The 25168-nt window shown below is 39.7% G+C and carries 20 protein-coding genes and 11 pseudogenes; 16 read left to right on the forward strand and 15 right to left on the reverse strand.

The window, feature by feature from the left end:
• Positions 1-10: 10 nt before the first annotated feature.
• From AB4263_RS12085 to AB4263_RS12115, 7 genes and pseudogenes are all read right to left on the reverse strand, one after another.
• Positions 11-1267 (reverse strand): TolC family protein, encoded by a 1257-nt coding sequence (locus tag AB4263_RS12085; RefSeq protein ID WP_162299043.1) that lies wholly within the window; start codon positions 1265-1267, stop codon positions 11-13.
• Between the two features lie 92 nt (positions 1268-1359).
• A complete protein-coding gene (locus AB4263_RS12090; protein WP_102332071.1) occupies positions 1360-3258 on the reverse strand; it encodes an ATP-binding cassette domain-containing protein in 1899 nt (632 codons plus the stop codon).
• Positions 3258-4379 carry an efflux RND transporter periplasmic adaptor subunit gene (locus tag AB4263_RS12095; protein ID WP_157938690.1) on the reverse strand — a complete coding sequence of 374 codons (1122 nt, stop codon included), beginning with the start codon at positions 4377-4379 and terminating at the stop codon, positions 3258-3260. Before AB4263_RS12095 ends, AB4263_RS12090 begins: the two co-directional genes overlap by 1 nt.
• Positions 4366-6393, reverse strand: a complete 2028-nt coding sequence (locus tag AB4263_RS12100) for a cysteine peptidase family C39 domain-containing protein (RefSeq protein WP_102332069.1) — start codon at positions 6391-6393, stop codon at positions 4366-4368. The genes AB4263_RS12095 and AB4263_RS12100 overlap by 14 nt, the downstream gene beginning before the upstream one ends.
• A 3-nt stretch (positions 6394-6396) precedes the next feature.
• Positions 6397-7320 carry a hypothetical protein gene (locus AB4263_RS12105; RefSeq protein ID WP_102332068.1) on the reverse strand — a complete coding sequence of 308 codons (924 nt, stop codon included), beginning with the start codon at positions 7318-7320 and terminating at the stop codon, positions 6397-6399.
• A 94-nt stretch (positions 7321-7414) separates the two neighbouring features.
• Positions 7415-7624, reverse strand: a complete 210-nt coding sequence (locus tag AB4263_RS12110; RefSeq protein WP_102332067.1) for a hypothetical protein — start codon at positions 7622-7624, stop codon at positions 7415-7417.
• 1101 nt (positions 7625-8725) lie between these two features.
• Positions 8726-9588: pseudogene (locus AB4263_RS12115) on the reverse strand (transposase).
• A 130-nt stretch (positions 9589-9718) separates the two neighbouring features.
• Between AB4263_RS12115 and AB4263_RS12120 the strand changes: the two are divergent.
• The 12 genes and pseudogenes from AB4263_RS12120 to AB4263_RS12175 form a co-directional block, all read left to right on the forward strand.
• A pseudogene (locus tag AB4263_RS12120) lies at positions 9719-10015 on the forward strand (IS3 family transposase); the annotation flags it as partial.
• Positions 10016-10590: 575 nt separating this feature from the next.
• A pseudogene (locus tag AB4263_RS12125) lies at positions 10591-10726 on the forward strand (site-specific integrase); the annotation flags it as partial.
• A 517-nt stretch (positions 10727-11243) separates the two neighbouring features.
• Positions 11244-11579, forward strand: coding sequence for a hypothetical protein (locus AB4263_RS12130; protein WP_102332066.1), 336 nt, complete (start codon positions 11244-11246; stop codon positions 11577-11579).
• An 801-nt stretch (positions 11580-12380) separates the two neighbouring features.
• Positions 12381-12692: pseudogene (gene tnpA, locus AB4263_RS12135) on the forward strand (IS66 family insertion sequence element accessory protein TnpA).
• On the forward strand, positions 12689-13042 hold the full coding sequence (gene tnpB / locus AB4263_RS12140; protein ID WP_265673913.1) for an IS66 family insertion sequence element accessory protein TnpB: 354 nt from the start codon (positions 12689-12691) through the stop codon (positions 13040-13042). Before tnpA ends, tnpB begins: the two are co-directional and overlap by 4 nt.
• Positions 13043-13101: 59 nt before the next feature.
• A pseudogene (tnpC, locus tag AB4263_RS12145) lies at positions 13102-14629 on the forward strand (IS66 family transposase).
• A gap of 33 nt (positions 14630-14662) precedes the next feature.
• Positions 14663-15763 (forward strand): annotated as a pseudogene (istA, locus tag AB4263_RS12150) (IS21 family transposase); the annotation flags it as partial.
• 10 nt (positions 15764-15773) lie between these two features.
• Positions 15774-16254, forward strand: a pseudogene (locus AB4263_RS12155) (ATP-binding protein); the annotation flags it as partial.
• A pseudogene (locus AB4263_RS12160) lies at positions 16226-16934 on the forward strand (IS3 family transposase); the annotation flags it as partial. The pseudogenes AB4263_RS12155 and AB4263_RS12160, both read left to right, overlap by 29 nt.
• 190 nt (positions 16935-17124) lie before the next feature.
• Positions 17125-17385 (forward strand): hypothetical protein, encoded by a 261-nt coding sequence (locus tag AB4263_RS12165; RefSeq protein ID WP_102332064.1) that lies wholly within the window; start codon positions 17125-17127, stop codon positions 17383-17385.
• A gap of 5 nt (positions 17386-17390) precedes the next feature.
• On the forward strand, positions 17391-17780 hold the full coding sequence (locus tag AB4263_RS12170; protein WP_133154268.1) for a hypothetical protein: 390 nt from the start codon (positions 17391-17393) through the stop codon (positions 17778-17780).
• Positions 17781-17803: 23 nt separating this feature from the next.
• The gene (locus AB4263_RS12175; protein ID WP_372042840.1) at positions 17804-17992 is read left to right on the forward strand and encodes a transposase; all 189 of its coding nucleotides are present in this window, start codon (positions 17804-17806) and stop codon (positions 17990-17992) included.
• Positions 17993-18217: 225 nt separating this feature from the next.
• Here AB4263_RS12175 and AB4263_RS12180 read toward each other — a convergent pair.
• Positions 18218-19373: pseudogene (locus tag AB4263_RS12180) on the reverse strand (IS110 family transposase).
• Positions 19374-19469: 96 nt separating this feature from the next.
• Here AB4263_RS12180 and AB4263_RS12185 point away from each other — a divergent pair.
• Together AB4263_RS12185 and AB4263_RS12190 are read left to right on the forward strand one after the other, a co-directional pair.
• Positions 19470-19760, forward strand: a complete 291-nt coding sequence (locus AB4263_RS12185; protein ID WP_102332062.1) for a transposase — start codon at positions 19470-19472, stop codon at positions 19758-19760.
• Positions 19711-19911 (forward strand): annotated as a pseudogene (locus AB4263_RS12190) (IS3 family transposase); the annotation flags it as partial. The gene AB4263_RS12185 and the pseudogene AB4263_RS12190, both read left to right, overlap by 50 nt.
• Positions 19912-20120: 209 nt before the next feature.
• Here the strand turns inward: AB4263_RS12190 and AB4263_RS12195 are convergent.
• From AB4263_RS12195 to AB4263_RS12205, 3 genes are all read right to left on the reverse strand, one after another.
• Entirely contained in the window at positions 20121-20630 is a 510-nt protein-coding gene (locus AB4263_RS12195; protein ID WP_102332060.1) for a hypothetical protein, read from the reverse strand.
• A gap of 494 nt (positions 20631-21124) precedes the next feature.
• Positions 21125-21424: a hypothetical protein gene (locus AB4263_RS12200; RefSeq protein ID WP_102332059.1), complete on the reverse strand. Its 300-nt coding sequence runs from the start codon at positions 21422-21424 to the stop codon at positions 21125-21127.
• Between the two features lie 16 nt (positions 21425-21440).
• Positions 21441-22214, reverse strand: coding sequence for a ParA family protein (locus AB4263_RS12205; RefSeq protein ID WP_102332058.1), 774 nt, complete (start codon positions 22212-22214; stop codon positions 21441-21443).
• A gap of 190 nt (positions 22215-22404) precedes the next feature.
• Between AB4263_RS12205 and AB4263_RS12210 the strand changes: the two genes are divergently transcribed.
• Entirely contained in the window at positions 22405-22620 is a 216-nt protein-coding gene (locus AB4263_RS12210; protein ID WP_102332057.1) for a Fic/DOC family N-terminal domain-containing protein, read from the forward strand.
• A gap of 576 nt (positions 22621-23196) precedes the next feature.
• Here the strand turns inward: AB4263_RS12210 and AB4263_RS12215 are convergent.
• The 3 genes and pseudogenes from AB4263_RS12215 to AB4263_RS12225 form a co-directional block, all read right to left on the reverse strand.
• Positions 23197-23454 (reverse strand): hypothetical protein, encoded by a 258-nt coding sequence (locus tag AB4263_RS12215; RefSeq protein WP_102332055.1) that lies wholly within the window; start codon positions 23452-23454, stop codon positions 23197-23199.
• Positions 23455-23508: 54 nt separating this feature from the next.
• Positions 23509-23802 (reverse strand): annotated as a pseudogene (locus AB4263_RS12220) (type II toxin-antitoxin system RelE/ParE family toxin).
• Positions 23790-24047: a type II toxin-antitoxin system Phd/YefM family antitoxin gene (locus AB4263_RS12225; protein WP_102332054.1), complete on the reverse strand. Its 258-nt coding sequence runs from the start codon at positions 24045-24047 to the stop codon at positions 23790-23792. Before AB4263_RS12225 ends, AB4263_RS12220 begins: the two are co-directional and overlap by 13 nt.
• Before the next feature lie 140 nt (positions 24048-24187).
• Here AB4263_RS12225 and AB4263_RS12230 point away from each other — a divergent pair, with 140 nt between their 5' ends.
• Positions 24188-24760, forward strand: coding sequence for a DUF2913 family protein (locus tag AB4263_RS12230; protein WP_102332053.1), 573 nt, complete (start codon positions 24188-24190; stop codon positions 24758-24760).
• A gap of 11 nt (positions 24761-24771) precedes the next feature.
• On the opposite strand, the gene AB4263_RS12235 is transcribed toward AB4263_RS12230, so the two are convergent.
• Positions 24772-25008 carry a hypothetical protein gene (locus tag AB4263_RS12235; RefSeq protein WP_102332052.1) on the reverse strand — a complete coding sequence of 79 codons (237 nt, stop codon included), beginning with the start codon at positions 25006-25008 and terminating at the stop codon, positions 24772-24774.
• Positions 25009-25168: the final 160 nt, after the last annotated feature.

Below are 25168 nucleotides of genomic sequence, written 5' to 3' on the forward strand. Positions count from 1 at the left end.
TCAAAGACAATCAAAGACAACCACGATAATCGAGTGCTGAACATAACTCAACTTTTGCAGTCACTAAATTATACTGAGCATCGATTTCAGTCAATTTGGAATTCAGAAAATCAAATTCTGTAAGAAGATCTGCATACTTTGATGTAAAGCCTGCGTTATAATTATTCAAACTGTAATATCTAGTCAACCTAGCTGTCGATAACTCAATTTGACTAATTTCATAATGCCTTTGCGCTGCATATAGATTAATTAAAGAACTGTTCATAACGTCTACGACCGAACTAATTACATTTTCATAATTTAAATGTGCCGTTGTTAAATCAGCATTAACTAAGCCCATATTAGTAGTCCGCTTATGCCACTCAATAACAGGAAAAATCAATAATGAAGACATAGAACCAAACGGATTTTCAAAAATTTCACGCAGTTTTTCACCTTGAGTACCAATGCTCCCAGATATCGAAAATTGTGGATACCAGGCAACTTCTTCAAGTTCGAAATTTAGTTCACTAGATTTAATTTGAAGCATAGAACCTAATACGCTATGATGTGTACCTGCGAATTTTGGCAAATCAGAAAATGTCACGTCAGGTAAATTTATGACATCAACTTCGCTAATTTTAATTATATCGATAAATTCAGTATTCCCAGAAAAAAATTCAATTCTGTTAACTGAATTGAAAATTTCTTCCTTGATATTTTCAATTATAGCCACCGCGGAGTCTAAAGATTGTTGAGCGGACAGGACCTCAGAACCAACAGAAACGCCAGAGTCTAATCGTTCCCTTTCAATTTTCAAGATATCAATACGGATATCTTTGATTCTTTTATATACATCGAGCTTCAACTTGTTAGAAGATATTGACACATACTCGTTAATAACTAAAGTGGTTATGTCATTCTTAAGGCCTAAAAAGTCTAAAAACGATAACTCTTGGTCTATCGACATCAACTTATCTTCAATATTTTTTTTACCAAAAAAATCAACATCATAAGACAAACCAAAAGAGGTACTATAGTTACCACTAGATTCATCTCCGTGGTCCAAATATTTTGAATGAGAAGAACTAACATTAATATTCATCTGAACACCCTGTTCATCATCTTTCTTTTTTGTATTTAGTTCCCCTTTTTTGATGTCTAGTATAGCTAAGTTTAACTCGAAATTATTGATAATGACACTAGCTAACAATTCATTAAGGTAAGGGGCAGTTAACAAATTAGATTCTTCTATATCATATAACCAATCACCCTGTTCATTTTCCACCTTCGTTTTTTTTTCGTAATCAAAGTAATTACTTTTAATATTACTACAACCAATGATAAGCAATAAAAACAAATATAAACACTTTTTAAAAATCATCGAGAAAGCGCTTCTATAGGGTTTAATTTCGAAGCCTTAATGGCAGGTAACAAGCCGAATAATAACCCAGTAAATAAGGAAAATGTCACGCCAACAAAAATGGAATAAGAAGACAATATAATCTCAAAATCAATTAATATATTTTTCATCACAATTAATGTACCAACGGACAATAGAACACCTAAAAAACCACCTAACAATGTAACAAAAAGGGACTCAATCAGAAACTGTTCAAGTATATTTTTTTTTGATGCTCCAATTGCACGACGCAATCCAATCTCTGAATACCGTTCACTAACCGAAGCCAACATTATATTCATAATTCCTGATCCTCCAACAAACAAAGAAATAAAAGAAATTGACAAGATAAAAATTGAAAATAAATTTTTCACTCGATTAAGAGATTCCACATACTCTTTATCTGACCAAAATGTATAACTACCTTTTGTAATCTTATATAAGTAATCAATAATGATTTTTTCTAAATCAGACTCAATTGCTGTAAAGTGAAACTCGTTAATAACATTTGAATTACTAATTCGATGGATAAATGTAGTATACGGGATCCAGGCAATAGGTTGTGGTGTGCGTACGTCACTCTGTTTTACTATACCTATAATAGTAAAAACCATGTTATCGATAATCAATTTATTGCCAATTGAATCATGCGTTCCAAATAGTTGTTTGTTTAGAATTTCATTAATCACAACAACAGTTTGACCAAGTTCCACCTCTTCTTGATTCATTAACCGACCAATTAAAAGCTGTAACTTAATTAGATTCTTAAATTCATGAGATACGCCAAGTATTGTACTGGCATCATTTGAAATATTATTATCATATTTTTTGAAGGCTCGCTTTATTTTCTTTTGCGTGCGTAAATATGGCGAAATATATTTAATTTCTTTAAATGTTTTTAATTTATTGAACGTATCTTCTATTAGCAGTCCATCTTGCTCTCCATAAGATGCAGCTTGAACCGTATTATTTCCCATTCGTGACAACTCTGATATCACTTGTTTTTCTACACTTTCAGATACAGACAAACTAAGTACAATAGTTGCAATACCTACTATTACTCCTATGAGACTTAAAAAAAGCTTTATCTTATTATTTTTATACAAAAAAAATAAGTTTAACAACACGGTTTTCATACGATACGGAAAATTATAACCTTGTATTTCATTATGATTAATTTTATCATTAACAACAGAATCCTCATTAATACCATTTATAACCTTACCGTCCGAAATTGAAACTTGCCTATCGCACAACTCAGCAATACTCATATCATGAGTAACTATTATTACTGTAGTTCCATCTTTATTTATTTCCTTTAAAATATTTATTACTTCTTCACTATTTCGTATGTCCAATGCACCAGTTGGCTCGTCAGCCAAAAGAATTCGAGGTTCACTAACCAAAGCTCGCGCAATAGAAACCCGTTGCTGCTGCCCGCCCGATAGCTCACTTGGCTTATTAGAACTCACTTCTTTAATATCTAACCGGTTTATAGTCTCTACAAGGGTATTCGAATAGTAATGTTTTTTGCACTTAAAGTATAACAATGGTAATTTAATGTTCTCTAAGCAACTAAGGTAAGGTATTAAATTATATGATTGAAAGATAAAACCAAAATAACAACTCCTAATCTTAGCCCATTGTTCATTGTCATAAGACTGCATATCACAACTATCTAAATGATAATCTCCACTCCAGTTAGAATCCAAGCCAGAAATAATATTCATTAATGTAGACTTTCCCGAACCAGAACTCCCTACTATAGCTACTAACTCGCCTTCATGAATATCTAAGTCAATCTTGTCTAATACAACAGTATTATTACTATTTTTATGGAATGATTTAGTTAGATTTCTAATTTTAATCAAAGGCATTAATCGATTCCTTCTAAAATCAAAACATCACCAACTTCAATTCCGGAAACCACTTCGGAATTTAAAAAATCATACAAACCTAATTCGACTGTTTTGGTGATAACATTACCATTATCTAGTACAGTAATATTCGCAACTCCATTTGTGTCATATCGAACATAATGGCTAGGAACAATAACAACATTTATTTCTTCCATTATTTTTATTTTCGCACCTACTGACATACCAATACGAACGTGTTCTGACAGTTCTCGGGGAACATGGAAAGAAACATTATAAATAACACCTTTTGAGGTTGAACTGTTACTTAATGGAGTCAAATCAATATTCGATATTTTTGATTTATATGTCTCATTTGAAACACCCAAGATATGGAAATCCACAACATCTCCAATAGATATATTCGAAATATCGTACTCCGATATAGGAATTCTCACAATATATTGGTCAGAACTTGCAACTTTTATCAAGTTACTTACTTGCTGAGTTGAAACCAAAGTTTGACCTTTATCAACCTGTATTGACACCACTGTTCCGTCAATTGGAGAACGTATCATTGTGTAAGTCAATTGAGCTTTTTTTGAGTCCACCGCCAACATCGCTGTCTCTTTAGAAAGTTTGCTACTTTGCAAGGACGCTTTGCTTTCCAAGTATACAAGATTTTGCTCTTTCAACTCTTGTGATGTTTTGCTTCCAATCTTTACTAAATGTGCAATGAGCTCTAACTGTTCTTGTTCATATAGAAACCGTTCGCGACTCACATCAAAATTTGCTACAGCTATCTTCAGTTCATTCTGTGCTGTTTTAAGCTCGTTTGCACTTACAGTAGGGTCAATTTCGATCAACAATTGACCTTGTGAAACTTTATCGCCTACACCAACCATTAATTCGGTAACTTCCCCTGAAACACTGGCACCAACATCAATCATTTTAGCGGCCTCAATCACACCGATAGACTCTACATTACGAGTGATACTGCCAATCGAAACAACATGCGTCTTCCGTCCCTGAAACTTATTTGGACTGCCAATGATGTTCACATAAATAAAACATAATAAAATTAGAATAAAAAGTAACAAAAAAGTGTTTTTTTTATTAGTTGCAATTTCACGAGAATTCACTTTCATGATCCTGATTTTTAATATTAAGATCAATGATTTTATCTGCCTTCCTAATTGAAGAAGGGTTATGACTAGTAAAAACAATCGTTTTTCCTGTTCCTTTCAATGTACTCATAATTAAATCACAACTCAACTCGTCCAAATTACTCATAGGTTCATCTAACAATAAAGTATTCTTATTTGAAAGTAATGCTCTACATAATAATACACGTTGCTTTTCTCCTGAAGAAAAGGGATTTGTATAATCATTAATTTTCGTATCTATACCTTGGGGTAATGATGCTATAACCTGTCCCAAACCAAGCTTTTCTATTAAAGTAAGGATATCAGAGTCACTATGATTTGCATCAAACATTGTGATATTCTCACGTACAGAACCACTAATAAAGTCTTGATTGGTAGCATGATAATAATTTGATGAAATAATCACGTTATTATCCATCTCGCCCCCATCATCATTCAACAACTTAATATTACAATATAAACCAGACAATATTTTTAATAACGTAGTTTTACCCGAACCAGAGCAACCAGTAACAGCAACTAACTGCCCTTTAGTTATTATCAATTCGGGGAAAATAATTGAATTTCTATCAGACTTTTTTTCGACAATGCCTACATGATGGAGCCCTCCGACTCTATCGCTATCGAACTGGTGAATGCTGTTATCTTTTTCAAATTCAATAACGTCTTTTCCTCTTTCCTGTGCTGCATCAAAAGCGCCAAACGAGTCATTTATTTCAATCAAACGATTAAAAGAAGTAGAAAACACCTGCTTAACATAAAAAAACAAAAATACAGATGATAAAGGGGTGTTATTATATTGAATCAACCAAAAACACAAACATAATGTCAATATCATATCAAATATCCCAATAATTTCTTGCATTATTGGGAATTTCAGATGCTTTAAACCAGATTCAATGTTAAAGTCTACGAGTTGATTCACTTTCGAATCATTTACTACGCAAAGATTCTTACTTGCCTTTTTTGACTTTATGTCAGAAATTGAATTAAAAGATTCCACAAAATGCTTAAATATATTTTCTCGATAAGATTCTTCAACTATGCTAATTTGACTTAAATTCTTCCTCGACACCCAAGCTAAGAATGATGATATGCAAGATACAGATAGTAAAAAAAAGGCCAAATATGGGGAAATGTAACCAACAATTAAAAATGAAATTATAAGTTGAATAATACAGATAATTAAAGTGTTATAAATAGTCGATTTTGCAACTTGCGCACCTACAAATTTAAGTGCCCTATTAGCAACATCTGTTGAGGTCCGACGCTCAAAAAAAGACATCTTATTATTTAAAAATCGAGCATACATTTTATTACTTTCTTTGGCCATAGTTGCGCCTTCTATTATCATAGTTCGCTTATAGCCTTGCCTAATTATAACCACAGAAATTATTTGCGCTATTGCCAGATAAAATAACATATGAAAATCTAGGTTTTCAAAGTTCTTAAAACCGTTATTTATATTTAACATTATTGCCGGCAATATCAAAGATAGTAATGTGGATAATAAACCATAAATTAATAAAAGAGCGTCAAGTTTTATGACTTTATTCTTAAACTGGAAAATGTTAAAAAAGGAATTATTAGCGTTAAGCTTCTTTTCTTCATCCAATACGATAGCGTATCCGGATAAGCTCATTTTTAATATTCCAAGTTTTAATACCTGCCTACCTAAAGCGGGATTCATTACAACTGCACAATAACTATTAACCTTCTCCAATACGACATAATGGCTGTCATTGAGATGAAGAATGCAAGGAGTAGGCAACTCTTGAATTAGTTGAATGTTAAATAAAACTGCACGAGCATTAAGATCTAATTTCCCAAAGAGTTCAGTTAAGTCATAAAGGCTAGTCCCAAGATCTGATGGTCTGCATAATGTTCTTAAATAACTCAAAGGCGCATTTTTATTATGGAGCTCAGCTATACTACTTACACAAGCCAACCCACACTCAGCCATTTCACCTTGTAAACACACTGTATTCATTATTTAACCTTGTCGATAGAAGAATGAGGGAAAATGCCAAAGTAACCACTGCTTGTAATGCATTCCTCCAATTACATGCTCTATCAATAATGGAAGATCATGCTTAACATTATTTTTTTCAATAATAGGTAATATTTCGATTTTCAAACGCCCATTTTTTAAAAAAATATAATATGGTAATACATCTTTTCGCATTAAAGAAGGAAAATTAAAGGGGCCAGCATGTAAATTAGATTCTTTACCAAACAATATTGATTTTTTATAAGAGTGACTTTGACCACTCCTCCTGGTGTATTCTGGTAGTGCGTCAGGAAAAACTGCAAAATCAGCGGTATTATTTCTTACTTTCTTTACTATTTTTCTTATACCTCGTGAGGCGTCAGTTTTCGATTTCACAAAGGGATTGAATAAATACAAATCTCGATTGTTTTTTTTCCATTTTTCAACGACATCCCCCCAACGCTTTTTCCAATCACCTTCATCAACATCACTAATAACATATAATCTATTATTTGACGCACCCAAGCCAACAATCACTGCTATTTCATCAGAAAAAACATGCAACGGATATAAAATAACATCACAGCCAGTTTGGTTCTTATATTCAACTCTAGATTCTTCAAGTTTTTCAGAACAAAAGTTAATTTCATTACAAATAACTTTATTGCCATAACACATCATCTGTACATACAGTTTACAATACATATCAAAAAATGCTTTGTTAGGTAAAAAACTATGTTTACCTACGATTTTTTTTGTGTTACTTCTAACACTAAACCCATTAACACCCAAACAAAAAATAAGTGAATATAAAGCACTAAACGAAAGACAAACATATAAACACACTTTAGGAAATGAAGTATTACAAGACCCAATGATTACCCTAAAAATCAAATAAAAAAAAGCCGCCATCCTCTTTAAAAGCATAACACCCAGTTCCAATAGTGAATAAATACAAAACAAAATTTCACTTCCATAAGAATGGTGGCGCCTTTCTTTAAAACGCCACCATGATTAAATACTAAATACTTTTATAACCTTGAGAATAATTACCGCTACCACAAACGTCGTTAGCTTTTTTGTTGCTCATCTTTTTGTCATTGGAGTATCTAGTGAAATTATACCCACGTTCTACAACTTGCCCACCACTAATATAACTAGGAGCGTAACAATTTATTTCCCACTTCCCACCAACAATCATTCTTGATTCATCTAAATTTACATTTTTCATTTTTCCACCTTACATTTTACATTTTTACATTTTACAACATTTAATGTACAAACAGAAAGAACAGGCACATACCACAACCCATTGCTAAATCATTTATACACACCTTCATTAACTAATATTTTTGCAATGAATTTTATTTTCACCAAGCGTATGAGTCGAAGATGAAAATGAAAATGAAAATGAAAATGAAAATTGACAGCTAACTTTTATCAACCTTCAAACCAACGCTCACCTTTCTTCCATTGTCGTAACCGAACTTCCATTTGCAAATGCAAACATTGGTAACTGAATAAACACAAAAGAATTTTCCATCCAACTTTTCAGACGCAAGCTGATTATCGCTAATTAGATTAATTTTAAATCCCAAACCCAAGTCAGTGCAATAGCATCTCGCCGAAAATATTTTTCTACCTGCCAACAAATCTTGAATGTAAGAAATTAAATACACTCACCAAAGATTAATAGGACATTAATCCTACGATTTTTATATTTCCTTGCTTTTATTTTAAACTTTTGAACTACGTTAGTTTTTGATTAACGAAACCCTTAGTTCTATTCAATAGCCCTTTTGTACCAATTTCTCCATAAAAATAATGTTCCGTTTTTATTAGCTTCGTTAGTAATGATGCGCCCTAGATTCTTAATTTAGTTCCACTGAATTACATAACAAAGCCGAGTCGCTGCGTCAGCGAAACAGCCAGGGTTAGCGAAATGGCGTCAGGAAAACCACCAATACCAGTCAGTGCGAAAAACCCTAACAGCTGAAGTTGCTAAGCTCAAAAGGCAATTGGCTGAGCAAGCTGAAGAGCAAGATATCGTAAAGAGGTCTGCCACCTGCTTCGTATATGGAATCTACGAGTTTACAAGATAAGAATGTGCAATGGAGTAAGATCCGGTCGTATATTCGGTTTTTCATTCAAGGAACGACCTTCTAACCTTTGATGCATGCGTATCTACTGTCCTTGGCGCGAAAAAACTTTTTATAACATTGCGAAGTAGTCAGGGCCTCAGTAGGCTGATCTAACCATTGAACATAATTATTTGTAATCTGTTAATTCATTTTGCAAGCAAGTAAAATACCTTTGACTGATGTTTTGTGTTTTAGCGTAGCATTGCCCAAACTGTTCTGACTGTTTTGTTCGCTAATGCGATACAAGCCCTTTTGAAACCGACCCTATTGACAAACTAGATAAGCCACGTCTGTTTTTCGTTAGTAGGTGCTATGGCTGTCGATATATGTATGCCATATCACCAAGGTACAGCATCGAGCGAAGAGCCCTAACTCTGCCAAGTTTATTAGTCCCTTCATTGTCATTTTACCACCTAAACTGTATTGCTTAGGTGGTAGCCTGATAAACGCTGATGCTTGTCGACCGCTAGTAAATTGTGTCCCATCACCCAAATTAGCATAAAGCATGGTGGTGGTTACCTCACGAACACCTTCAAGAGCCATGAGTCTTTTACAGGGTTCTATTTGGCTAGTGGTCGCATTCATTATTTCTGAATATGGTTTAACTCATCTTGCAGGTAGAACATCCCTTTCATAATGTGTTGAAGTCACTAATGCAGCTAGGCCTTTAACAATACCGTATTCGTTATATGATATTTCGCATGTGCAACCCCAACGACACGATAGTTTTCGAAAGAAACTGGCGATTTGCTTCAAGATACATCAAAGTTTGTTGTTCAATCGATTTGGGTTTGCTGTATTTTCTTCTTATTTGAAATGTTGCATTAGCGCTAGCAAACGCATCATTGGCCCCAGTTTTATGACCCTCAACATAGGCCTTCACTTTTTAGGACTAATTATACGCACTTCGTGGCCGAAGGACTCAGCGTATCTCCCCCTGTAGTGATAAGTAGCCTTCTAGATCAACAAGGGATGGTTTGGCTTTAGCAAAGAGCTCCTTAAGCTTCTGCCCGCTGATAGCTTTGTTACAGAGCAACTCTCCCTGGGGGCTTATATTGCAAACCTAAAATAGATTTTTCTCTAAGTCTATGCCGATTCCGTTAGTTCTTAGCATGATGACACCTCATTTTACTTTTCCTGCCGATGCTTAAGTTTGGCAGAGAATGAGTGGACCCCATACATCGCAAAAAACTAAAGTAGATTACGATGAGTTTATGTTCGAATACCTACAATGTTCTCCGCATAGCTATGGTGTTAGAAGCTTCACGAAGTGGATTTTATTACTGAATTAAGCATCGCCACAAGGTCACCCAGCGTGAGGCAATACACCAAAAGCTTGATAAAAAATTCAAAATAGCTTTTGACAATAGTAAAGGTCGTGGTGGCTCAATGCGTATCCACAAAGAGTTGGCTGATAGTGGGGAGATCCGTAATGCTAAAACCTTACCACCAGTATGAAGTGTCAGGAATTAACGCCGAAATCGTTATACCGTCTTATTGATGTCGCCCTTCTCTATTAGCGCAAATCGTAGCGATAAAATATCACTATGCATGATCTCTTTATCGACAAGAATCGATGTTCGGCCAATATAGTATATCAAGCTAAGTTGTAAAAAGATGATTTAGCGAATACAAATGAGCAGCGAGGACTATAGTCATCTTCTTGCTTGGAACGCGGCAAAGAACTAATAACAATCCGTCCAAAGATCGATAGGAATGAAAGACACCGTATTAGTTGGCGTATCTGTGTTGATGCTTGAAAATCAATGAGTCCATTTAAAGACACTTGCTCTATAAGCAACTCTTAATCAAAAAATCTCTCGGTGCTAACTATCTTCTTGATATTTTAGTCAATAATCTCATCACTTGACTTTTTGTATCAGATGTAACTTTAGTTATTGTTATGACATGTTGTTGTAAGAAAAAATGGATTGTAAGGATACGCCGGACTTTGATAGAAAAGTTTCTAGGTGTAAAAGCAAAATACATGTGTAGACATTGTCGTACTACGTTCAAAGTCAAAGGACACTAATAGTCAGACCGAACACTGTATTAAGCGACACATGTTCAACGGCATACATTTGCTTCGCATTTTATGATGAACAAGGGGATATTTTGTTGTTACAGCGTATTCTTATTTTGCTCCAGAATATTTGATACTAGCTGTACACATCAATCCTTTAGATAATTAATGGCGGCAAACGTAGTAATCGACAGTTTTCACTGTCGACTTTTGCTATTCAGAGCATCATTTTATCTATTCCAAATCAAGGATAACCTTGCCAGAAAGCCAGCTACGCATAGCATCAAAGCCTTCTTGGAAATTATCAATATTGAAGAATTCGCTTTATGTCTAGAACTGACTGAATCAAAGAGGATAAAGTAAAAAAACTGATGCACAGAAACTGAGGACATGGCAATAGTTACACTTAACTGTTCATGTTGATACACCCTAAACCATGGGTGTGGAAGTCAGTTTTGTTGCAACATGAGGCTCTAAAAAAGAAAGTTGGTATCTCATTGATACCAACTAAAAAGAATGCAATGCTTTGGGAATGATGTATTTTATAACTAGAAGCAGTTAACTTTGTCGACAAGAGCTAATAACAAAGAGAGCCAAAGTTGACTAAATTAATTAACCAATAACTTTTAGTGTTTTTGGTTATAGTATGTGTAAGACAAATCCCAATAATACTTGAGTTATTTTAAATGAAACCAGAAGTACATAGGTTTGAGCTATCAATAAATAGCACTATCTCTGAAGTCTATAGCCACTTTACTAAGGCAAATAGTGACCAAATCCTCGATAGAATGTTTGAAGGTCTTCAAAAAAAACTCCGCAAAATTAACTGCTCAGAGAGAGAAAAGGAATGCACTTTCATTAATGTGTATATTGCATACGGCAAAAGACAAGAGGACTTTGATGGTAAAGGAAAGGCTTGTGAAATTTTGTCTACAAGGAGAATCGAAAGTATAATAAAGACTCACTCTAACCTTTCGCCAGAAAACCTACTAGGTGAGGCTTTACGCTCTTTAAAGCAGTAATCTTGGACTTTGACACTTTCTGATTTAGCGCAGGATAGCTAAAAATATGAGCAGAAAAATTAAGAGTAATTAAACATCATTAACTCGTTTATGTCCGTGCGACCTGAAGTCGTATGAAACGTTGTTCACCACTATAAGAGTGACTGAAGGTATGGTACGCCCCGACCCTGTAAATAATAACGTGCTGATTTGCGCCAATGTATTCAGGGTTTTTATGAAGTCACTACACAACTTCGCTCTGCGATGAGATCCGCGCCAGATTGTCTTCATAACCATCGAAGCATTTTAATTTGCTTGTCCACTCAACAGGTTTCAATCTGGTGGTCTAACCATTTTGTCATCACTTATCATCATTGCAAATCTGGTTTAAATTTTTAGTGAGAATTCTTTATTTGTGACCAAAACAGACCACGCTATTTTTGCGAGCTTATTAACTAAAGCAACAACAACCACATTAAATGGTTATGCACGTTTTAGATTTTGCATATTTCGGGATTATCCGATCACCCATTTCGGTTTAAACCGATCACTGATTCCGCGATTATCCGATCACTTTTAGCCTAACTCCGAAATCGGTGATCGGAATAGCGAAAACCGCGATCGGAATGCCCGAAATCCTTCCTTTTTCTCTTTTAAATCAATAGCTCGCTATTCTTTACTTCTTAAACAAAAAAGTAAGGAAGCGACCGTGGCAAAAAAGAGAACTCCAATGAACAAAATCGTAAGCGCGTCATAAACCCCGCATTCTAATCGCCTAGCGCGAAGAATAAGATCAAGTCTCCAACCATAAGGAGATTTGAAATGGGAAAACGACGCACCAATCAAGAATGGCAAACGCTTATCGAGTAATCTGAATCGAGTTCACTGTCGACACTCGCGTTTTGTAAGCTCAATGAACTCAATCCCTCAACGTTCTATGCCAAGCGCCAGCAACTCAATAAAACGGACGTATCTCTAGGCTTTATCCGAGCTGAAGTCGTCGAAAAGACAACAAAGTATCAAGCTCAAGTAGCAACGGCTAACATGACGCTGCTAGTCAATGATGTTGAGCTGAGCATTCCACAAGGCACGCCAGCGGTCTATCTCGCAGAACTCATCGGTGCGCTATCATGAAACGTATGCTCAGCGCTCCAGAGATTTATCTATATCGTGACAGCGTCGATTTTAGAAAGTCGATCAATGGTCTTGCTGCGATTATCGAAAGTGACACCGACTTACCCTTGGCAAGCGGCGCACTGTTCCTGTTCACCAATAAACAGCGTGACAAAATCAAGATATTGTACTGGGATAAAACTGGCTTTGCTCTTTGGTATAAACGCCTCGAAAAAGCCAAGTTCAAGTGGCCATCAAAAGAGAAAAATGAGGTGTTTACCCTAACTCAATTTGAGCTTGATAGACTGCTTTCAGGCTTCACGATTATCGGCCATAAACCCGTTCGAATAAATGATTTCACAATGACTTAATCGATAATAAAGCCTTATCCACCAAGCGTTAACGGCATGACTTTAGTATAATAAATGCCATGAAAAAGACGCCAAATATCAACCCAGAAAGTCAAAATGTTGCCGAGCTACAAGCGATGGTGAAAGCGCTAATGGCGTCAGAAAGCCGATTGAAACAAGAGCGTCAGTCGCTACTTGAACAACTCAAGCTTGCCTTCGATCGCCAGTTCGCTAAACGCTCGGAGGTGTTAAAGCCTTACGATGCATCTCAAGGTGACCTCTTCAACGAAGTGGAATGTGAAGCTGCCAAGGAAGAAGAGGTTGAGGTTACGACGAGCACCACAACGAAGAAGCGCGGTAAACGTAAGCCACTTCCAAAGACCTTGCCTCGTGAGGTTATCGAACTCGATTTAGATGACAACGAAAAACAGTGCGCTTGCTGCCAACATAGCCTGCATAAAATAGGTGAAGACCGCAGTGAAAAGCTAGAGTTCTCGCCAGCGGTACTCAAAGTGCTGGAATATGTTCGTCCTAAATATGCTTGTCGTCAGTGCGAGCAAACTGAAGACAACAGCCGTATCGTTCAAAAGCCAGCGCCAAAGCATTATCCCTAAAAGCTTTGCCACAGAAAGCTTGTTGGCCAATATTATCCTTGGCAAATACCAATACGCAATGCCACTGTATCGCCAAGAGTCGCTATTTACCCAATCGGGTATCGAACTATCGCGCACTACTATGGTGAGGTGGGTTATCCAAGTCAGTGAGAAGTTCGCACCGCTTTATGCCGCCTTGAAAACACACCTATTAGAGCAAGTAGTGGTTCAAGCGGATGAAACACCGTTCAATGTGCTCAAGGAAAATAAGCAGTGCTATATGTGGCTCTACTGCTCGGGCGCAGACTCGCCAGAAGCCGCACTTCCCAAAGTGAAAAATATCGCCTTGTACGACTCTCAAAACAGTCGCGCGAGGGCGTGCCCTGTTGCCTTCTTGGGGGATTACAGTGGTTATCTGCAAACCGATGGCTATGGTGCCTATGACGGCCTTCACCAAGTGACCAATGTTGGCTGCTTGGCGCATGCACGTCGTAAGTTCATGGATGCTAAGAAGCTTCAAGGTAAAGGTAAGTCAGGTAAAGCAGATAAAGCGCTGGCTAAAATCCAGAAGCTCTATGGGATAGAATCCCGCTTAAAAGGTGCGTCTCTCGAGACACGAAAAGCAGAACGTCAACAGTACGCTAAGCCAATACTGGACGAGTTGTACGAATGGATGACAACTCAACAAGTGATAGCGTCTAGCCCGTTGGGTAAAGCGATTAAGTATACGCTCGGCCAATGGCCGAAACTTATCCGCTATATCGATGACGGTCATCTATCTATCGATAATAATCGAGCTGAACGGGCAATTAAACCGCTGGTCATTGGCAGGAAGAACTGGTTGTTCTCGACCACTGCAAATGGCGCTGACGCGAGCGCGATGCTTTACAGTATCGTCGAGACTGCGAAAGCCAATGGCCTTATCCTTTACGACTACATGGTCAAGTGCATGAAAGAGCTAGCGAAGGCTGAGCCAGATATCGATGCGCTCCTACCTTGGAACTTCAAACACTAACAACATCGCCCCGTGGGTTCATGGGGCGCATACGAACAAGCTTACGCTTACACTCAGTTCTGCGAGCACTTCACTCGCTGGTTCAAAACCAAAAAGCGCAACATGCGTCCGCTCCATGTCGCAGGTGACAAGCTGTTTATCGATTACTGCGGGCCTCGGCTTCAAGTGGTAAACCCTGATACAGGTGAAGTGCGCGAAGCCGAAGTGTTCGTGGCGACCTTAGGCGCGTCAAATTACACCTATGTTGAAGCCTTCCCTAGTCAAGGTAAGGCTTACTGGTTAGAGGCGCATGTGAATGCGTTCGAACACTTCGGCGGTATACCACAGATCTTGGTTCCCGATAATCTGCGTAGCGCGGTCACCAAAACCAATCGCTATGAGCCGAGACTTAACGACAGCTATCAAAAACTGGCAAATCACTATCAAACCGCTGTGATGCCTGCTCGCCCCTACAAACCGAAAGACAAAGCCAAAGCAGAGAATGCCGTGCCCCTAGTTGAACTCTGGATCATGATGCGGCTACGACACCAAACCTTCCATACCTTCAAAGAACCGAACCTCGCCATTCGTGAGCTTATGAATGACTTAAACCAACGTGAGATGAAACAGTATGGTGCAAGTCTTAAAGCGCTGTTCGACAAACTCGATAAACCTGCATTGAAGCCGCTACCTAAGCAGCGATACCTATATACCGAAACCAAACAAGCCAAAGTCGGGCCTGACTATCACATCGAATATCGCCGTCACTACTACTCGGTTCCTCATCAACTTGTTGGTCACCATGTTGAGCTAGAAACCTCCAACCGTCTGGTGCAAATTTACCATCAAGGTAACTTGGTCGCCCAGCACCCACGTAGCCAAAGGGAGCGCGGAAACAGCCCTCAACCAGAGCACATGCCGAGTAATCATCAAAATCAAAAGTGGTCGCCTGAGCGCTTACTCAACCTAAGCAAAGCCCATGGAGAGTCGCGCCTAAAGCAAGCCTGTAAAGATTCACTAATACTGACAAAACCCAATTACACTTTCGTCAACAATCTACTCAAGAACAATCGTGAAAGGCAACTGAGTAAAGACAAAGCGAATACGCCGAACCTTGTTCACAGTAATGTTCGAGGCCCAAACTGTTATCACTAGGAGAAAGGATATGAACGCACTCAATCATCAACTCAAAAACCTCCGCTTGAGCCATGCGGCGACAGCAACAAGAGCAACTGACTACTTACGCAGAGCTGGACTTCAAGGAGAGGTTAAGCTTTCTTCTGGAAAGCGAGATCTTGAACCGTAGTCAGAGCAAAATCCAACGCTTAAAACGACAAGCTAAACTGAGAGTGTATGCGCAACCGAGCCAACTCATCTACAAAGAGGGACGAAACCTCAATCGCAAAAAGATGAGCGAACTTCTGACGGGGAGTTATCCGCACAAGCACCAGAACATCTTGAGCACAGGCCCAACAGGAGCAGGTAAAACGTATCTTGGCTGCGCACTTGCAACCAGCTCCTGCGACCAACAACAAACGGTCAGATACTACCGATTAACTCGCTTGCTTGATGATCTGACCGCAGGCCGCCTGGATGGTAGCTATCAAAAGCAACTTCAATCGTTGGCTAAGAAAGCGCTACTGCTCTCTTGATGTCAGACTCCCTGAACGGTTCTCGATGATCTAGAAACTCAAGAAGAGTTATGCGGTGAAACAGCTTTGCGAAGTGTTCGGGGTTCATCGCAGTAGTTATCGTTATTGGGTAAATAGAACTAAAGCTCTAGCGTCAGAGCGTGTACTTATTCGCGCCGAAGTTCGACAAGCTCATGAGATTAGCAATGGTTCCCCCGGAGCGAGAACCATTGCAGACATAGTGACAACAAAAGGTATTCCGCTTAGTCGTTACCGTGTGAGTAAGTTCATGAAAGAACTAGAGTTAGTCAGTTGCCAAAACATACGTACAGAAAAACACAGCAGGAGCAGGCTCCTATACCTAACCATCTTAATCGTCAGTTCGCGGTAACTGAGCCAAACCAAGTCTGGTGTGGCGATGTGACCTACATCTGGACGGGGCAACGATGGCCTTATCTAGCTGTTGTCATTGGCTTATTCGCTCAAAAAATCCTTGGTTGTGCAATATATCACTCACCAGATAGCGCATTGACTGGGAAGGCGTTAACCATGGCTTATGAGAGCTGAGGGAGACCACCTGGCGTGATGTTCCACTCGGACTAAGGTTGCCACACTATACGAGTAAGAAATATCGTCAACTACTATGGAGATATAGAATCACTCAAAGCATGGGCCGTCGAGGTAACTATTGGGATACTGAGATTAGAATATAAGTACAGACTGTTTGTACTGACCCGTGCTGGGATTGGCTGAAATGTCTTTGTATTGACCTGTCTTTCAAAGAGTCTATTCAATTCTATCGACTCAGTTGTAACTTAATAAGAGCTTTGTATTGCATCTCCAGTGTCCCGTCCTGCTGGGCGATTCACACAGGAGAGTGATTAAATGAACAGTAACGATCCCCGCTACAAATTGTATTTAGGTGTAGATACTCATTTGGGTCTTCATGTTGCAACACTTATCAATGAGCTTAGTCAGGTTGTTAAAAGTAAGTCATTTAGTGTCGATCTTGCAGGTTATCGTGAGCACTTAGCATGGTGTAAGTCTTACGGGTTCCTTCAAAAAGCTGGCATCGAAGGTACGGGAAGCTCTGGTGCTGAACTGACTAAATTCTTGATAAGAATGGTATTGATGTATATGAAGTGATACGAATGAATCGAATGGAGATACGTCTGAAAGGCAAAACAGACGTTATAGATTCAGAGAATGCGGCTAGAAGCGTATTATCTGGAGAAGCAGCAGTCGTTCCTAAAAACCATGCAGGACCAGTCGAGTCATTACGGAGCCTGCTAATGACCCGCAATAGCGCTGTCAAAGCAAGAACTCAGGCGATGAATCATATACGAGCTCTTCTTGTATCAGGTCCTGATGAGCTAAAACAGTCCCTTTACCAGCCAAAGCCTAGTGCGTGTGCAACCGCACGCTTAGCTCGGTGCTCTAATAGTAGCGAGCCATTAATGATTTCGCTTGTGCTGTTGGCACAACGTTGGAACTTCCTTAATGACCAAGTAAAATCTCTTGATAATGCTTTGAAAAACTGACTTTGAACACAGCTCAAAGCCTTGTGTCAAGGTTTGGGGTCGGCACAAATGTGGCTGCAACGCTCTTAGTTGCGACTGTAGACAACGCCAACCGATTAAGGAAAGAATCATCGTTTGCAGCCTTGTGTGGCGTTGATATGACCCCTACTGTCAATAAGAGCGTAGAAGTTTCTGCTCCCACATTTCAGAGCCTTTTGTTTATTTTGAGATAGTGTTAACGCATAGATGAAGCAAGTAATTTCGTCGGTTCTCATGCTGATATACGTGGATTACTCATCGCGTGATGAGTAGCGCCTACCTTACTTATTTCGTCGTGGCACCTGTCTTCAGTCTATGCTCATGGTTCAATAAAGCGCGAGCTTTATTGCCATCCTAACGCCGTCGGTGTTTGTGCCACACCCGATGCTCCATCAAATGCGTTAACACTAATTCTTTTCTCATGCAGGCAGCCTTGCAATCCGTGTTTTTGGATCGACTGCGCTCACGACCACCTCTCTCGCGATAGCCCAGATATACGCGATCATTTCTCTTGCGATAGCGGCGGAGACGACATTTCGATGTTTGCCTTTTTGTAGTAATCGTTGATAGCGGCGACATAATCGTTGCTGAGCATGCCAAGCAATATCGACAATTTCTTTGGGCAGCCCTTCTTGTCGCAGTTGCAGTTCGACGGAGATATTAGCTTTGTGCTTATAAGTATGTGCTCCCTCAATAATCAATCGTCGTGCTCGGCTGTTTCCGCATTTGGTTAGGCTCCCTCGTTTCATTTTTCCGCCACTTGAGCTTTCCGTCGGTACGAGGCCTACATAAGCCATAAGTTTTCTTGGATGGTCGAAGCGACGTAGATCGCCTAGCTCGGCAATGATGCCGAGAGCAACAAGTAGTCGCCTCCCCCCCGCATGGCCTGGATGGCTTTGACAACAGGGTAGTAACGCCAGTTTTTGACTTGGTGTAATAACTCGTTATCCAACCGTTGTAATCTTTGCATCCTCTCACTGATGGTGATGATCATCTCTTGCAATACAATTTGTTGGCTGTGATGGGGAATAATGAGGTCGGTTAGCCACCGTAGATGCTTTTAGACCAGTTATCATTCACAGTTGCTTGTACATTATTGCTTAGAAGAAAGCCTTTGAATTGGAACTTTGCATCTTTAAGGTCTTTCATCGCGGTTTCTCGAGCCCTTGATAAATCTCTTATCGCCTCGTCTTCAGATTCAGGAACATAAATAGGTGTTAGCTCTTCAGCCTTAAAAAGCTGGGCAAGTTTTACAGCATTTCTCTTATCTGTTTTGACTCTATTCCCTGACTTCTTAGGAATAAGGGAAGGGGCGATGACACAGCAGCAATGCCCAAGGCTGGTGAGCAATCGGTATGTCCAGTATCCACAAGGCCCGGCCTCGTAGACAAAATGGAGGGTGGCTTTTGGGTATTTAGATTGCAGTTGCTGTGTGAGTTTAATGAGTGCGTACTTGTTAGACTTTATCAGTCCCAAATGTTCAAGTTTAGTCCCGCGTTGTTCTTGCAAGACGGCGACTTGGATAAATGACTTATGCGTATCTAAGCCTATGAAAATTATGCTATCGTTATTCATGCTAGCCTCCAAATTTAGTTGTTCGAACACACTAATTATGGCTCTGGCTTTACGCTAACCCACGAAATTGGAGGCTAGCACCTCGTGTGGGTCATTATGTCTAATCCAATTCCAGTGTCATCGGGGAAAACTACCCGGCATAGGTTGAATCGAGGAGGTAGCCGTAGTGCGAATAACTCTCTTTGGACCGTGGCAATAGTTAGAATGCGTAGTGATCCCAGAACAAAAGACTATGTTGCACGAAGAACAGCAGAAGAGTTATCAACTAAGGAAATAACTCGCATCTTAAAACGTTATATAGCGAGAGAGCTATTCCCGTTAATACTGAAAGATCTAGCGAGTATTCAGAAGCTTAAAAACGGAATGGGTGCCAACGAATGGCGATAGAAGTTTTACAGAGGCGTGCCAAGCAATAACAGATTATCTGGTTGATTATTACAACCAACATCGGCCACATCAATACAATGGTGGATTAACACCAAATGAATCAGAGCGACAATTCTGGTTTACCCATAAAACCGTGGCCAGTTTTACTTGACCACTTCAAGTGTTATCACACACTGATACTCTCCCCCTTCCCTCGGTTGCCTTCCTCTAGTATTAAAGAGTCGGTATACCCAAACTCATTCACCAAAATCTCATGAACCTTGACGGCCTTTACGGTGGAGTAAAAGTCGGTTGAATTCACCCAAATCACGTGCATGGATATGTCAGCGGATACTGTAGAACGAACGGCCATGTGACCCCCTAAGCGCCAAAACGCACATCGAAACAAAATCCTGAGCACTTAAACGTTCCCTCCCCTGTTGTCACAAAGCGCAACGCTGGAAACACAGACCCGTAAGTGGTGTACATAATGATGCGATCCACTCGCTCGTGCAGAAACCATTCACCAAAGCCAGCGCCATTTAATTCGATGAAAAAGTCACGTATTTCATGGAAAGCAAAACGACGCGACACCAATTGCGGAAACTGCTGCTTGATAGCGTCAACGAACCCTTGGTCTTTTAACGCTGCGATATCAGCCAGTTGCTCTAGCGACTGACGACGACTGAACATTTTCAAACGCTGGATTTTGGAAACAAAATCAGACTTTCTTTTTACCTCATCACGACACTTTTTGACTTGATAGCGCAACTTCAATACCGCCAAAGGACTAGAGATATCATTTTTTGGTGAGCTTTCGTGCCCCAGCGGCGAAACGCTGGTCGATGAATTTGAATTAGAGAGAGTTGGGGTTGAGTTTTGTTGCGCCATGAGAGTTTCCTTTCTGTTTGAGTATCACTTTTCGGAGCCGCTTGGCTGTCCGCTATCTCAACATCGTTCTGCTTTGCAAGGGCGCGCAGCGGCGAAGCCTCCCTTGAAAAACAGGTTGTGGGGAGAGACGGTTAACAGCCTGCGAGCCCGAAAATGAGGCGAGTGAAAGAAATCGGCGCATAAGAAAACAAGCCCTTATTCGAACTTATTCAAAGACAGAGAGATCAACGAGGAGGGAGCGACAAGGCGCTAAGACTCTTAGGGCAGTCAGGCCTAGCCCATAGGGTGACGCCTAAGGCAACGATAAAAGTCGTGATAAGACACATTTAAAGTGTTTGTCTTTACAAGGAAATGAGGCTCAGAACAGGTGACAAGACTCTTCAAGTGTCATGTTCATCAGTGTTTGAAGTTAAGTCCGAGGTAGGCCCTATGACAACGCTTAAAGTCTATAACGAGCCTTTATATAAGATATGTAGTACATATGTAATACATATTTAATTCATTTTGTTGATCAACTCAATGAGATCTTCATCATCGATCTTATCTCGATATAAAGCCAAGGCTCGGTACAGTTTCGCTGCAGACACATTTCTCTCTGTCTGCTCTTGCAGATTTGCTACCCAATCAGTTATCCGTTCTTTATCAGTCAGTGACATTCTAAGAGTCAGAGGAGGCACCTTATAAGATGTCGTCACCTTCTTTTTGACAGTCGTAATTCCAGTCGACTTACTTGAACCCTCGTTCTTGTCACTAGAGATAGCTGTTATAGCTCCTCGTTTCTTTAACTTGCTCATGTGTATTACCTATGTATTACATTAAATTTAAAAGAAACGCAGCGAGTTTTCGGTAATCGTTATTAACAAGAGAGCCCGATTTATAAAAGCGCACAGGAGAAGAAACGGCATTAGCTTGTCCGACATGCTCAGAACGACGCACAGATACTGGTAGCAATTTATCTTGTACTACCTCCAATTCCTCATCAATGAACTCATTAATAATAGCGTTTCTTGAATCGACCTCGTTCCTCAGAATCAGATAGTTGCCCTCGTCATCCTTAATTTCAGAGACAGCTTCGAGTAAAGGACTAATGCCGTCCAGTGAAAATGCACCAGAATCAACAGGGATCAAAATAAGGTCTGAGGCCTGGATTGCGTTAAGAGTCGTTAGGGATAAGTTTGGTGGAGTATCAAGAAGAATGAAATCATAGGTATCACCTAACTTCGCCAATTGCTTCTCTAAAATTCGTTCACGATTAATCTTTGTCAGTGATGTTTCGATGACACGTGACAACTGAACATCAGCGGGAGCAACATAGAGGTTTTCAATGGAGTTCCCATTAAGCTTTGCAGGTTGAATTAGATCGACAATGGACACAACTTTAGGTTTATCAAACAAAGCAGCAACCGTATCTTCAAACTTAAAATCACGTTGTCCCGTTAACGTTTTGGAGCAGTTCCCTTGAGGATCAAGGTCAATGACTAACACTTTTCGTTTTCGTGCAAGCTCAGCTCCTAAATTGACAAGAGTCGTGGTTTTTCCAACACCACCTTTTTGGTTCGCTGCGCTGATGATCTTTGTTTTCATAGTAGACACCTAATGTATTACATGTGTAATACACAATAATAAACATACATCGCCCTGTCAATGTATTACATATGTAATACACTTTTCATTAAAAGTTATCCAGCCGTTACTAATCAATAATATCAAGGCTATAAAAACCCTAAAGAAGATGGCACCAGCCGCGAGAGCTCTATCCACGTTGAATTAAGTTATTAGGCTTCTCACCAACCAATACCTGTTGTTTAACCTAACCTCAAGACTAGAATCAAAGTCGAGTTCTGAAATTGAAAATATTGTAACTACGACTGGTACACTGTTTAAGCATAAATCTGATTCCTCAAGTGCCGTATTTGGAGCGAGCATATCGACAAACAAGTCGACGTCCGTAGATCATAAGAACGAGCTTAAAGAATCAACGTACGAGTGAAAGCATTTACACGCCACCAGTAATAAGGATAACCCAGGGAATAAACAGCCTTCTCGCGCATGGTTATTTACCGCTGGAGCATCATTGGGATGATTTTAAAATCAATGTCGACCGCGCGCGAACTTAATCCCAAAGAATTGCTCAGTTTTACCTACTGGCGTGAGAAGCATCGCCAACAGGTTGAGCGCCACAGCAAAATTGAGTCACGCCCCAACAAATCGCGCCTTGGGCAGAATTTGACAAAACCCTGGAAGTGAAATCCCATTGTTCATTGCGACTATTACAGAGTGCCAAGAAAAAGGAGTGAACCTTCTACCCCATAGATTTAACAACCAAACTCAGGAGCACCTGGCTGGCTCGCCATTGAGCACCATCGATTTCTCATTTCGGTTATTAATAAGACGGTATTGCAAAGAATGGGAAGACGGCGGATATAGTAAATAAACGCATTGAGTATTTAGACCACCCACACCCGATTCTCTGGTACTAAGGTTGACTACGCTGTAGTCTACAAGTTTCGGAAAAAATTTTTTGAAAGGCAATCCCCGAAAGAAAACATCCCAATGAGCAGCCCATTTAGTCTTCTACTCTTAACACGACCTCGCCCTGATCTAACAACTCGACAATCGCTTGTTGGTAAGCTTCTTCGACGATGGTTTGTTCCCATACACGTTCGTAATCGGGTAAGACTTGCTGTCTAGAGATGGTCGACACCCCGAAGCTTAATGTGCCCTCGATACGATGTCGTCGAATGGTGACTAGCTTGGCCTCCGTCCACGAAGGTCCTGGTTGGGTGATGCGTCTAGATTGGAGTGCTTTTTTCTTTTTCGCCACGCTCATGCCTTAATAGATGTAGGCCATCAGCTTATCAGAAGTGGCACAAACGCTTTACTGTTTGCTCAGCAAAAATCGACGTAAACCTCGCTCCGCGCGCCTTACAAACAAGATGTACACCTTGTCACCCTCTGCTTGTAAAAAACGCGACAAGGGTTGATACGACTTTACTATAATTAAGGTGCTCAGGAGGCTGGCGCCCAGACTCCGGAAAGTCATTGAGGCCTTCAACTTCGTCGAAAATATTTTAAACCAATTGCCTGGCCGCAACCCGATTTTCAAGGGCAATGTATTCCGCGATATCTTAAGGTCAGATAACGCGGGCTCACTCCAAATCACTTCAGCCATTTAGACATTTTGTCCTTAGCTTCATCATGTCTCAGTGACGTGCCTTCTGAGATGACGCGCTCACCGCGAGCGATCCCTTCAAGGATAGCCCAACGGTTTTGCATAAACTGATAGTCGTCCACATCAACCAAATACGCGGAAGGTTTGCCATATTCGGTGATTAACACAGGCTCTTTGGTATCGTGTAGTTCCGCGAGGGTTTTGGTGGCTTGACGCTTAAGGGAAGTAACGAGCTCGACTTTCATAAGTTACTCAAAAAGCAGACCAATAAAGTGATATATTGTATCGTTTTCACTGTAGCAAGTTGCGTCACTTTGGTTTCGACCTTAGAGCCTTGCTATTCTTATGATAAGATACCCTCACCAATAAATAGTCAATGTGAACAATGTCAGAACATTCATATCATCAACTTCTTAAGTCGACCTTCGAAAACACTCTTCTCCACCTTTACTTCAAAGTAAACGTTGCCAGTCACTTTGTTAAAGAAGAGCAACGAAACAAAATCATCATTGAATTCTTGAAGCCAAAAATCAAACAAGCTCGATATAGCATTATCAAGAAAAAGCTTAAAACGGTTTGTTTGATGAAGAATAAGTTTGGTTCAATCGAAAAACACTTAGAGAGCGTTTTATCTCAATATTCAGCGATAGAAAGTCAAAACGACGTTGATAAGCTTTACGCCTTGTTAGAACACTTCGAGAAGAGCGGATTAGAAACAAAACTTATTGAAGAGACCCCTAAACAGGAAATGGACGTTGTTTATATCGACAGAGCACATATCGATAACTGCTTCGATAATGAAAACCGTCAGATTGCACCAATTTCGCTGTTTATACATACGAATGAATTAGACAGGTTCACTCAGTGCTTAGTCACCCAGCCTTATTTCACATTTGAGTTGTGCCAAACAAGTGAAGAGTTGAAGAACTATCACTATCAAGTTCACCCAATTAGCTAACACAACCAAATCTAAAAAGCAGGGCACTTCCAACCCATATCAAGATGTGTTTGACGCGACTTACCAAGTGGTACTACCGGCCTTTTCCTTTTATCATCACAATCAAGGGAAATCTTTTGATCTTCGAGCAGTAAGCTGATCAGGTATAAGCCTAACGCTGAATGATCTTGGCCATTTGTCTTCACCGCCACGGCTTCAACAATGAATTCAATTCCTGTTGACAGTGTCTCTGTATCTTTAAAAGACATAAATCCCCCCTCTTTATGTACTGTATAGATATACAGCAATCTGGGGTGTGTAAATCCATATTTGCACGAATTGAGACATTAATCGCATAAAATGGGGTTATGTCGACTCAAACTCATTATTAAATTTACCAAGAGATCTTATTTTGACTCGATAGTTACT

The sequence above is a fragment of the Vibrio sp. 10N.261.55.C5 genome (genome assembly GCF_041470505.1).
Classification (GTDB): Bacteria; Pseudomonadota; Gammaproteobacteria; order Enterobacterales; family Vibrionaceae; genus Vibrio; species Vibrio crassostreae_C.